The organism is Jeotgalicoccus sp. S0W5 (genome assembly GCF_011634875.1).
In the GTDB taxonomy this organism is placed as follows: domain Bacteria; phylum Bacillota; class Bacilli; order Staphylococcales; family Salinicoccaceae; genus Jeotgalicoccus; species Jeotgalicoccus marinus.
Genome location: NZ_SIRQ01000018.1, coordinates 139655 through 150263, shown reverse-complemented (window position 1 = coordinate 150263; position 10609 = coordinate 139655). Strand labels below are relative to the sequence as shown.

Here is a 10609-nt window from a genome sequence, read left to right as displayed (position 1 = left end):
TGTAATTGAAATTTATAAAACTTTATTGGGAGGCCTTTTTATGGCGTACACACAGTTAACGAGTGAAATTTTAGAAGGTGAAACAAAAGCTGTTATCAAAACAAATATGGGTGACATCACTGTAAAATTATTTAACGATGTCGCTCCTAAAACAGTAGAAAACTTTGTAACTCATGCAAAAAACAATTATTATGATGGATTAATATTCCACAGAGTAATCAAAGACTTTATGATTCAAGGTGGCGACCCTACTGGTACAGGCATGGGTGGAGAAAGTATTTGGGGTCAACCATTTGAAGATGAGTTTTCAATGGAAGCATTCAACTTATACGGCGCATTATCTATGGCGAATGCTGGACCGAACACAAATGGGTCTCAGTTCTTCATTGTTCAATTAAAAGATGTGCCATCAGACATGCTATCTCAATTAGAAGGCGCAGGTTATCCTGCTGAAATTATAGAAAGCTACCGTTTAAATGGTGGGACGCCTTGGTTAGACCACCGTCACACTGTTTTTGGACATGCTATTGAAGGTATGGATGTAATTGAAAAAATTGCAGCTGTTGAAACAGGAAGACAAGATAAGCCTGTCGAAGATGTCGTTATTGAAACGATTGAAATCACAGAGTAAGGTAGATTTTTAAAATATATAAGTATTTAAAGTTTAGATCTTAGTATAGCTCTTCAATAATGAAGGCGTACTAAGGTCTTCTTTTTTAATTTAGCGCGTTAATAAAATGTAGAAAAAACTATCACAAATTAGTCATTATTATTGTCTTTATTTAATAAATCACTCTGATATACTAAGCAATGTGAAGGTGAGTGATTTAAAGATGATGCCATTCTTATATTTTCCTGAAGATAAAACAGAATATATTCCTGCACTAATAATGCTCTTAATATTTATGCTCTTGGCGTTTATCGTCTATAAACTCGTCAAAAAATATTCTCGTAATGAAGAGGAAAAAATGAAAGAGTTTGAAGAAAAAGTTCTTGAAAGACTAGAACACGAAGAGCAGGAGAGAAACAACAAGAACTAGTTCCGTCCTTAAAAATATTGAAGTGACTTACATATGATACGACTTCGAGCGATATTAGACTCGGAAGTGGCGCGTTCCGTGTAAAAATCTTAAATTTAAGATTTCTACACGGTTTTTTTGGTTGTTTTAAATACTTGTGTTAAGATGATTATGATTAATACAGAAAAAGCAGGGATATCATGGCAAAAAAATACCGAGTTGGCCAGTTCGTAAAAGTCAAAGTTACTGGTATTCAGTCGTACGGTGCTTTTGTCAAAACTCCTGATAATCGCGATGGTCTGATCCATATTTCTGAAGTGATGAACGATTATGTTCACGATGTGAATCAATACCTGTCTAAAGGACAGATTGTTAAAGCGAAAATTGTTAGCATCGATAACAATGGAAAAATTAGTTTATCGTTGAAAGAAAATGAATACTTTAAGAACGAAGAGAAAAAAAGAGATAAGCGTTCAGTATTGGAGAAGATTAAAGATACCGAAGCGTACGGCTTTCAATCTATTGAAGAGAGAATGCCAGGTTGGATTAACGATGCATTAGCCCGCATGAACGAATAAGTAATATTAAGGATCTGCTATGCAGGTCCTTTTTATTTTTAGAATATTTATACACAGTTTGTTTATAAATTCGTTTATTAACATGCTTTGGTAAAGTATAAAATATCGTTGGAATGTATACGTTTTCAAACGTTGTTTTATAAGCACTTAACTGAGTAAATAAAAAGCTTGCTAAATATGTTAATCACATTCATTATGTAAATAAGAGATGTAAAAATTCTGTATATTATGAGAGATTTTAAACATTTAAGGAGGATTAATATGACAAAAACACAAGATATTATTAAGGCGACAGAAAAACACGATACAGATATTTATAAACCACTACCGATAGTAATTTCAGAGGCAGAAGGTTCATGGGTAAAAGACCCTGAAGGTAATAAGTATTTAGATATGCTAAGCGCTTATTCTGCAGTAAACCAGGGGCATCGTCACCCTAAGATTATTCAAGCACTTAAGGATCAAGCAGATAAGGTGACTTTAACTTCACGTTCTTTCCATGTAGATTGCTTGGGAGAATGGTATGAGCAACTTAGCCAATTATCAGGTAAAAACAGAGTGTTACCGATGAATACAGGGGCTGAGGCTGTTGAATCTGCAATCAAAGTGGCAAGACGCTGGGCTTATCAAGTCAAAGGGGTTGCATCAAATCAAGCAGAAGTTATAGCGATGAAGAGTAACTTCCACGGACGTACGCTTATTCCAATGTCCATGTCTTCTGAAGCAGCTTACCGAAAGGATTTCGGTCCTGAGGGTGAAGGTTTTGTAATCGTTAATTATGGTGACCCAGAGGCACTAGAAGATGCGATTACTGATAATACAGCAGCAGTAATACTCGAGCCAATCCAAGGTGAGGCAGGCGTTAATATTCCACCTGCAGGTTACTTGAAGAAAGTTAGAGAAATATGTGATAGAAATAATGTCTTATTCATATCCGATGAAATTCAAGCGGGTCTTGGCCGTGCAGGTAAAATGTTTGCGACTGACTGGGATGAAGTTGTACCTGATATGTATATTCTAGGAAAAGCTTTAGGCGGTGGCGTTTTACCAGTATCAGTTGTTCTCGGTGACGATGAAGTCCTCGGTGTGCTTGATGAAGGGTCACACGGTTCTACATTCGGAGGAAACCCTCTGGCAGCACGAGTGTCTCAAGCGGCCTTGAATGTTTTAATTGATGAGAAATTGCCAGAGCGTTCACAGGAACTCGGTGAGTACCTGCTTAACAAGTTAAAGGAAATCGATCATGAAGCCATAGTGGACCTAAGAGGTAAGGGTCTATTTATAGGCTTAGAATTAAATAAGTCAGCGCGTCGTTTTTGTGAATTGTTAAAAGATGAAGGTGTCCTTTGTAAGGAAACACATGGTACTGTCGTTAGATTCGCGCCACCTTTAGTCGTATCAAAAGAGGATTTAGACTGGGCAGTAGAAAAAGTGAAAAAAGTTTTCTCGGAAGATGCTTTCTAAAATATTTCTTTATGATACAATACAATTGTATGAAAACAGTTACAAAAAGAGGCGGATAAAATGTCAGAAGAAATCAGTTTAGTTGAATCAACACAGAGTGTCATTAAAGAAGCGTTAGATAAACTTGGTTATAACGATGATATGTACCAATTAATCAAGGAGCCAATGCGTTCATTAAAAGTTCGTATCCCTGTTAAGATGGACGATGGCTCAGTTAAAGTATTTACTGGTTTTCGTGCACAGCATAACGATGCTGTAGGACCAACAAAAGGTGGGGTCCGTTTCCACCCTGGTGTGTCTGAAGACGAAGTAACTGCATTATCAATGTGGATGACTTTAAAAGCAGGTATTGTTAACCTACCTTATGGTGGAGGTAAAGGCGGTATCATCTGTGATCCGCGTGAGATGAGTATGGATGAAGTTGAAAGATTGTCACGTGGATATGTTCGTGCGATTTCTCAAATTGTTGGACCGACAAAAGATATTCCAGCGCCAGACGTATTTACAAACTCTCAAATCATGGCATGGATGATGGACGAGTACAGTGCGATTGACCAGTTTAATTCACCTGGATTTATTACAGGTAAACCGCTTGTCTTAGGCGGATCAGAAGGACGTGACAGAGCAACAGCCCTAGGTGTTGTTGTGTGTCTTGAAGAAGCGCTGAAAAAACGTGATATGAAGATTGATGATATTCGCATTGTCATTCAAGGCTTTGGTAACGCTGGGAGTTTCTTATCTAAATTCCTCTTCGATAGAGGCGCGAAAATCGTAGGAATTTCCGATGCACACGGTGCCTTACATGACCCAGATGGTTTAGACATTGACTATCTTTTAGAACGTCGTGATAGTTTTGGTATGGTGACGAACTTATTTGATGATGTCCTATCAAACTCTGAACTATTCGAATTAGACTGTGATGTTATTATTCCAGCAGCAATAGAGAATCAAATTACAGAAGCTAATGCAGATAAGATTAAAGCTAAAATTTTATGTGAAGCTGCAAACGGACCGACAACGACAGAAGCGACGCGCATTCTAACTGATAGAGGCGTACTTATTGTACCGGACGTACTTGCGTCTGCAGGTGGCGTTACTGTATCTTATTTCGAATGGGTTCAAAATAACCAAGGTTATTACTGGACTGAAGAAGAAGTAAACGAAAAAATGGAAGAAAAATTAGTTTCAGCTTTTAACGAAATTTATGAACTCCATGAAAATCGCCAAATCGACATGAGACTAGCAGCTTATATCGTTGGATTAAAACGTACAGCAGAAGCATCACGCTACCGTGGTTGGGCGTAATTAATAAATTAATAATTATTAAAGTCCGTAGCTAACTTTGTTGATGTAAGTATAGTTTACGGACTATTTTTATATCTATTAAAAAAAACATTAATTTTAATACTTGCCAAATCAAAAATTAGTTGATAGTATGATAATCAAATTAACAGAAGATAAGTAACATATACCGATTTTTAAGAGAGCTGGTGGTGGTGAGAACCGGTAAATCGCTTATGCGAATGGACTTCTGGAATAATAACAAACTTTATTAAATTTTATAACTAAACGAGTGGATCGATTCTATCGGTCAATATAGGTGGCACCGCGGCTCTCCGTCCTTAATATTATATATATTAAGTGCGGAGAGCTTTTTTGTGTTAATTAAATATTAGCAGTTAGATATAGTAGCAGTAATTTGTTGTTAACAGCGAACCGGGATGGTGGAAACCGGTAACATGATTTACTGACGAAGTGGAATCTAAACAATACTGTTCGGGTCATGCCGTTATCCATTAGAGTGAAGCGTAGCTTCAATTGAGGTGGTACCACGGTGTTAATCGTCCTCCATGACTTTGTCATGGGGACTTTTTTTAATTTAAGGAGGAAGTAAAAATGACAATGATAACTACAGCAATAAACAAAGTATCTGCAAAATTAGATTTAACATATGACGAAATGTACCAATTATTCACAGAAATACTCGATGGAAAAGTTTCAGATGAAGCACTAAGACAATTCATTGTAGCCTTAAGTGAGAAAGGTGAAACGGAAGATGAAATCACAGCAATTGCAGAGGTATTGATAAGTCATGCAAAAGATATTCCGGACTTTAACGGACAGGCAATGGACAATTGTGGTACTGGTGGAGATCGCTCGGAGAGCTTTAATATTTCAACCACATCAGCCTTTGTATTGGCGAGCGCCGGAGTCACTATTGCCAAACATGGCAACAAGAGCATAACAAGTAAAACAGGTAGCTCGGATGTACTTAGACAACTTGGCGTTGATTTGAATTTCGACAGCGAAAGAGTGGCGAGTGAATTAAATAATGTTGGAATCTCATTCCTAAGTGCACCACATGTACATCCCAAAATGAAACAGATTATGAAAGTAAGATCAATGATTAAGACACCAACAGTATTTAATTTCATTGGTCCATGTATTAGCCCCATTAATCTTAGCTATCAATTTTTAGGTGTATTTGACCAGAGTAAATTGATGACAATTGCTAAAGTACTCAATCGACTCGGTAGAAAAAATGCAGTTGTGATTAACGGTGCAGGGAATATGGATGAAGCAACCTTACTTGGGAAGAATCATCTCGTTTTCTTAAAAGATGGCGAGTTTAAAGAAATGGAGCTCGACCCAACAGAATATGGACTAACACTATGTTCTAAAGATGATATCAAAGGTGGCGATGGTGAGGAGAATAAAGAGATTCTAATCAATATCCTAAACAATAAAGGTACAAAAGCTCAGACAGAAACCATTACCTTAAATGCAGGCATTGCACTCTATGTAGCAGAAAAAGTTGAGTCGATCGACGAAGGCATTGAGTTAGCAAATGAAATTATAAAAAGTGGTAAAGCATATCAAACGCTCGAAGCAGTTAGAAAAAATCATGAGGTGTTAGCGTAATGACAATCCTAGATACATTAGTCGAAGTGAAAAAGAAGGCATTAAAAAATTTCCCAGAACATGTAGAAGTAATTAAAAGAGAAAAACCAGTCGACTTTGTGAACGTACTTAAAACTCAAGATGACATCGCTCTAATAGCAGAAGTTAAACGTGCTTCACCCTCAAAAGGTGAAATCAATTCAACAATGAATCCCATAGAACAAGCACAAAGTTATGTTGAAGGTGGGGCTGATGCTATCAGTGTCTTAACGGAAAGAGAATACTTTAAAGGCACATACAATGATATGTATGAAATTTCAAAAGTGATTCAAAAGCCAATTCTTAATAAGGACTTTGTCATCGATAAGCGTCAAATTGCAACTGCTTATAACAATGGTGCTGATATAATTCTCCTCATTGTCACAATTCTCGATGATGCAAGATTACAGGGACTCTATGATTATGCAAAATCCTTAGATCTCAGTGTCATTGTTGAAGTACATGATGAAACAGAGCTTAAACGTGCTCTTAAAATTTCTCCAGAAATTATTGGTATAAACAACAGGGATTTAAAGACTTTTAAAGTAGATATCAACAATTCTAAAAATTTGATTGCTAAAAGTGGACGTAAGGATATTCATTTTATTGCTGAGAGTGGTATACAAAACGGAAAAGATTCAAGTGCAATGTTAGTGGCCGGTGCAAGAGGTATTTTAGTCGGGGAATCTCTAATGAAAGCAGATAATATTGTGGACAAAGTCGAAGAACTAAAAGGAGGCAAACTACGTGAAAGTTAAAATATGTGGCATTAAAAATACAGAAGAGGCTCTAGCGATAACTGAGGCTGGAGCAGATTTTATAGGTATGGTATTTGCCCCGAGTAAACGACAAATTAATATTGAAACAGCCAAATCGATCACATCAGCTTTAAAAAGTTATTCAACTAAAACAGTGGGTGTATTTGTGAATCCGACTGAAGAAGAGCTTGAGCTAGCTTTAGCAAGTGGATTGGATTATATACAATTTCATGGTGATGAATCAGTTGATTTGGTACAAAAATACAAAGAGAGAGCAATCAAAGCTTTTCCATCTGATTCCGTAATCACTTATAAAGAAAAATTTTCTTATCCAGCTGATTATATTTTAATCGATAGTCCACGTAAGACTCACTACGGTGGAAGTGGGGTTGCCTTTGATTGGTCAAGCTTACCTCAAGCTGAAATAGACAAAGACAGGTTTGCACTCGCAGGTGGCTTAAATCCAGGCAATATCAAAGCGGCAATTAAAGCAGCAAGACCCACATTGGTAGATGTTTCAAGTGGTGTCGAAACAAATGGTGAGAAAGATTTAAGAAAAGTAAAAGAATTTATAAATAATATAAGAGGTGTAGAAAATGAATGAAGCTATAAAAGAAATCAAGGGTAAGTTTGGTCAGTTCGGTGGCGCCTACGTCGCAGAGTCACTTGTTGCAACACTAGAAGAATTGGAAGCTGCTTATGAAAAGGCCAAACAAGATCCAGACTTCCAAAAGGAATTTGACTATTTAATGAAGGAATATGTAGGACGAGAAAACCCACTATACTATGCTGAGCGCTTAACTGAAAAACTAGGTGGCGCAAAAATATATTTAAAAAGGGAAGACTTAAATCATACTGGTGCACATAAGATTAACAATGCAATCGGACAAGGTCTTTTGACTAAATACATGGGGAAAACAAAAGTCATTGCAGAAACTGGTGCGGGTCAACACGGCGTTGCCACTGCAACAATTGCAGCACTATTAGGCTTAGAATGTAAGGTGTTTATGGGTGCCAAAGACGCAGCGAGACAAGAATTGAATGTATTTAGAATGGAGCTTCTTGGTGCAGAAGTCATCAAGGTAGAACAAGGGACGAAGACCTTAAAGGATGCTGTCAATGAAGCTATGCGTTACTGGGTACAACATATGGAAGATACGCATTACGTCATTGGATCAGCCTTAGGTCCACACCCATTCCCAGAAATTGTCCGTGACTTCCAAAGTATTATTTCTAAAGAAGCAAGAGAACAAATCTTAGAAAAAGAAGGTCGCTTGCCAAACAAAGTCATTGCCTGTATAGGTGGAGGCAGTAACGCAATTGGCATGTTTACGAACTTTATCGAAGATGAGGTAGTTGAAATTATCGGTGTAGAAGCTGCGGGTAAAGGGATTGATACAGATGAAACTGCGGCTGCAATTAACAAGGGCTCAGTCGGCATTGCACACGGTGCAAAAATGCATATGTTACAAGATGACAACGGCCAACTCCTAGGCACACATTCCATTTCTGCAGGCCTAGACTACCCAGGAATCGGTCCTGAACACAGCTATCTGCATGAGATAGGTCGAGCTAAATACGAATATGCAAACGATAAAGAAGCCCTAGCTGCCTTTCAAGAATTATCTAGAACTGAAGGTATTATTCCTGCTCTAGAAAGTTCCCATGCTTTAGCATATGTAATTAGAGTTGCCCCAACTTTAGCAAAAGATGAAATTATTGTTGTTAACTTATCAGGTCGAGGGGATAAGGATGTACAACTCGTTAAAGACGCCTTAGAAGGGATGAATAAAAATGACTAAGTATCAAATAAGAGATACTTTTAAACAGCTTGATATGGATGGGAATAAAGCTTTTATTGCTTATTTAATGGCTGGAGATGGTAGCTTAGATCAACTATTAAATCAAATTCAAATCCTCGAAGATTCTGGTGTGGATCTAATTGAGATTGGTGTGCCTTTTTCTGACCCAGCGGCAGATGGCCCGGTCATTCAAGATGCAGGACTGCGTGCATTAGAAAAAAATATTAGTTTAAACGATATTTTAAACAAATTAAGTGAAATCAAGGATGAAATCCATATACCATATGTACTGATGACTTATTACAACCCAATCTTTAAATATGGCCTTGAAGCTTTTAAAGAAGTTGCAGTTGCAGCAGGTGTAAGTGGATTGATTGTTCCTGACTTACCGTTAGATGAAGAAGCTGAACTTAAATCTGCACTTGTTGACTCCGACTTAGCCATCATCAGGTTAGTAACCTTGACTACGTCGGATGAGCGATTGAAAAAGATAGTTTCAGAGGCAGAAGGTTTTATATACGCAGTAGCTGTCAATGGTATAACTGGAAAAAGAGTGGGCTATAGTCAGGAAGTATATGATTATCTTGAAAGAATTAAGAAATATGCCACAATTCCTGTTTGTTCTGGATTTGGCATATCTAATAAAGAGAATGCAAAGGCCTTAGGCGGGTACTGTGATGGTGTCATTGTCGGTTCAAAAATTGTAGAACTTCTGCATAATGGAAAGACAGAAGAGATTAAGAATTTAATTCCTGAAAAGTATATTTCAAGTGTAAATTAGAGAAATAATTTGGATATAAATGCTATAATAAAGCAAAATAATTTAATACCAAGACTAAGAGACTATATATTATATATAGTCTCTTAGTCTTTAAAATGGAGATTTGAACGTGAACGATATTATAGAACTTTTAACGACAGAGCAAGGTATTGAAAGACTATTTGATCAATTTGAACAGCTTGGTATTCTTTTTGGTTTTCTTCTTGTCATGCTTGAGGCATTTTTACCATTTTTACCGTTAGTTGTTATCGTCATTTTAACTATAAATTCATATGGTGTTGTAGTCGGTTTTTTAGTCAGCTATACTGCATCCGTTGCTGGTTCCTATCTGGTCTTTTTAATCGTTAGACACATCTTTCGGGAACCTGCTCAAAACTATATTGAAAAGCATGATCGTTTGAATAAGATGCTTAAGTTTGTGGATGATAGAGGCTTTAGCTTCTTATTTATATTGCTGTGTTTACCGTTCACACCTTCGTCTATTATCAACGTAATCACTGCTTTATCTAACATTAGAAGAGATGTATACTTATATATATTATTAGCAGCAAAATTTATAATGATTTTATCGATGACATTGGTCGGTTACGATGTAACCTCGTTCTTTGATTCGCCAGTGAAACTTATAATTTCATTAGCCTTTTTAGTAGTGCTCTATGTACTATCAAAATGGTATCAAAAGTATCTAGAGAAAAAAATTAATAAAGAGAAGAAGGAAAAATAAGAGGTGGCATCAGTGTTAAAAGAAATACGTGAATGGTTAATTGCTATAGCTATCGCCCTTGTCGTGGTTGTTGTAATACGAATGTTCTTATTCACTACTTACTCAGTAGATGGCTTAAGTATGGATCCTACTTTTGAAGAAGGAGACAGGGTAATTGTAAATAAGTTTATATATGATATTGCTGATGTAGAAAGAGACGACATTGTAGTCTTCGATTCTCATAATGATGCAGCCTACGTTAAACGTATTATTGGTGTACCCGGTGATAATGTAGAAATGAGAGATAGAGTAGTCTACGTCAATGGTGAACCTATTGAGGAAGACTATGTTGTCCATCAAGGCGAGACATATATGGATAATTTTACGCTTGAGTCACTTGGAGTAGAAGAAGAAACGATACCAGAAGGGCAGTATTTAGTGCTCGGTGATAATCGACCGATTAGCCGTGATTCTAGAGATTTTGGACTGATTACTGAAGAAGATATCATCGGCGAAGTTCAATTAAGATTTTGGCCATTTAATGAAATAGCAATTGATTTTTAA

The 10609-nt window shown here is 36.8% G+C and carries 12 protein-coding genes and 1 other annotated feature; all 12 genes read left to right on the top strand.

What is annotated here, in order from left to right:
* Nucleotides 1-40: 40 nt before the first annotated feature.
* Nucleotides 41-631 (top strand): peptidylprolyl isomerase, encoded by a 591-nt coding sequence (locus EYB29_RS10595; protein ID WP_026867376.1) that lies wholly within the window; start codon nucleotides 41-43, stop codon nucleotides 629-631.
* Between the two features lie 202 nt (nucleotides 632-833).
* Entirely contained in the window at nucleotides 834-1040 is a 207-nt protein-coding gene (locus tag EYB29_RS10590; RefSeq protein WP_026867377.1) for a hypothetical protein, read from the top strand.
* 179 nt (nucleotides 1041-1219) lie between these two features.
* Nucleotides 1220-1597, top strand: coding sequence for a S1 domain-containing post-transcriptional regulator Ygs (gene ygs / locus EYB29_RS10585; RefSeq protein WP_166627222.1), 378 nt, complete (start codon nucleotides 1220-1222; stop codon nucleotides 1595-1597).
* A 261-nt stretch (nucleotides 1598-1858) separates the two neighbouring features.
* A complete protein-coding gene (locus tag EYB29_RS10580) occupies nucleotides 1859-3061 on the top strand; it encodes an ornithine--oxo-acid transaminase (RefSeq protein WP_166627221.1) in 1203 nt (400 codons plus the stop codon).
* Nucleotides 3062-3121: 60 nt separating this feature from the next.
* On the top strand, nucleotides 3122-4366 hold the full coding sequence (locus EYB29_RS10575) for a Glu/Leu/Phe/Val family dehydrogenase (RefSeq protein ID WP_026867380.1): 1245 nt from the start codon (nucleotides 3122-3124) through the stop codon (nucleotides 4364-4366).
* Nucleotides 4367-4506: 140 nt separating this feature from the next.
* Nucleotides 4507-4688: a binding site (T-box leader), on the top strand.
* A 269-nt stretch (nucleotides 4689-4957) separates the two neighbouring features.
* On the top strand, nucleotides 4958-5983 hold the full coding sequence (gene trpD / locus EYB29_RS10570; protein ID WP_240921867.1) for an anthranilate phosphoribosyltransferase: 1026 nt from the start codon (nucleotides 4958-4960) through the stop codon (nucleotides 5981-5983).
* Nucleotides 5983-6759: an indole-3-glycerol phosphate synthase TrpC gene (gene trpC / locus EYB29_RS10565; RefSeq protein ID WP_026867382.1), complete on the top strand. Its 777-nt coding sequence runs from the start codon at nucleotides 5983-5985 to the stop codon at nucleotides 6757-6759. Before trpD ends, trpC begins: the two co-directional genes overlap by 1 nt.
* Nucleotides 6749-7363, top strand: coding sequence for a phosphoribosylanthranilate isomerase (locus tag EYB29_RS10560; RefSeq protein WP_026867383.1), 615 nt, complete (start codon nucleotides 6749-6751; stop codon nucleotides 7361-7363). Before trpC ends, EYB29_RS10560 begins: the two co-directional genes overlap by 11 nt.
* Nucleotides 7356-8561, top strand: a complete 1206-nt coding sequence (gene trpB / locus EYB29_RS10555) for a tryptophan synthase subunit beta (protein WP_026867384.1) — start codon at nucleotides 7356-7358, stop codon at nucleotides 8559-8561. The genes EYB29_RS10560 and trpB overlap by 8 nt, the downstream gene beginning before the upstream one ends.
* Nucleotides 8554-9342 (top strand): tryptophan synthase subunit alpha, encoded by a 789-nt coding sequence (trpA, locus tag EYB29_RS10550; protein ID WP_035857182.1) that lies wholly within the window; start codon nucleotides 8554-8556, stop codon nucleotides 9340-9342. Before trpB ends, trpA begins: the two co-directional genes overlap by 8 nt.
* Before the next feature lie 109 nt (nucleotides 9343-9451).
* Nucleotides 9452-10066 (top strand): TVP38/TMEM64 family protein, encoded by a 615-nt coding sequence (locus EYB29_RS10545; RefSeq protein ID WP_156889182.1) that lies wholly within the window; start codon nucleotides 9452-9454, stop codon nucleotides 10064-10066.
* A gap of 12 nt (nucleotides 10067-10078) precedes the next feature.
* Nucleotides 10079-10609, top strand: coding sequence for a signal peptidase I (gene lepB, locus EYB29_RS10540; protein ID WP_026867387.1), 531 nt, complete (start codon nucleotides 10079-10081; stop codon nucleotides 10607-10609).

Excerpts from the sequence above, each read along its gene's own strand:
- EYB29_RS10595 (WP_026867376.1), top strand. The coding sequence starts at position 41 with ATGGCGTACACACAGTTAACGAGTGAAATTTTAGAAGGTGAAACAAAA.
- EYB29_RS10590 (WP_026867377.1), top strand. The coding sequence starts at position 834 with ATGATGCCATTCTTATATTTTCCTGAAGATAAAACAGAATATATTCCT.
- ygs (WP_166627222.1), top strand. The coding sequence starts at position 1,220 with ATGGCAAAAAAATACCGAGTTGGCCAGTTCGTAAAAGTCAAAGTTACT.
- EYB29_RS10580 (WP_166627221.1), top strand. The coding sequence starts at position 1,859 with ATGACAAAAACACAAGATATTATTAAGGCGACAGAAAAACACGATACA.
- EYB29_RS10575 (WP_026867380.1), top strand. The coding sequence starts at position 3,122 with ATGTCAGAAGAAATCAGTTTAGTTGAATCAACACAGAGTGTCATTAAA.
- trpD (WP_240921867.1), top strand. The coding sequence starts at position 4,958 with ATGACAATGATAACTACAGCAATAAACAAAGTATCTGCAAAATTAGAT.
- trpC (WP_026867382.1), top strand. The coding sequence starts at position 5,983 with ATGACAATCCTAGATACATTAGTCGAAGTGAAAAAGAAGGCATTAAAA.
- trpB (WP_026867384.1), top strand. The coding sequence starts at position 7,356 with ATGAATGAAGCTATAAAAGAAATCAAGGGTAAGTTTGGTCAGTTCGGT.
- trpA (WP_035857182.1), top strand. The coding sequence starts at position 8,554 with ATGACTAAGTATCAAATAAGAGATACTTTTAAACAGCTTGATATGGAT.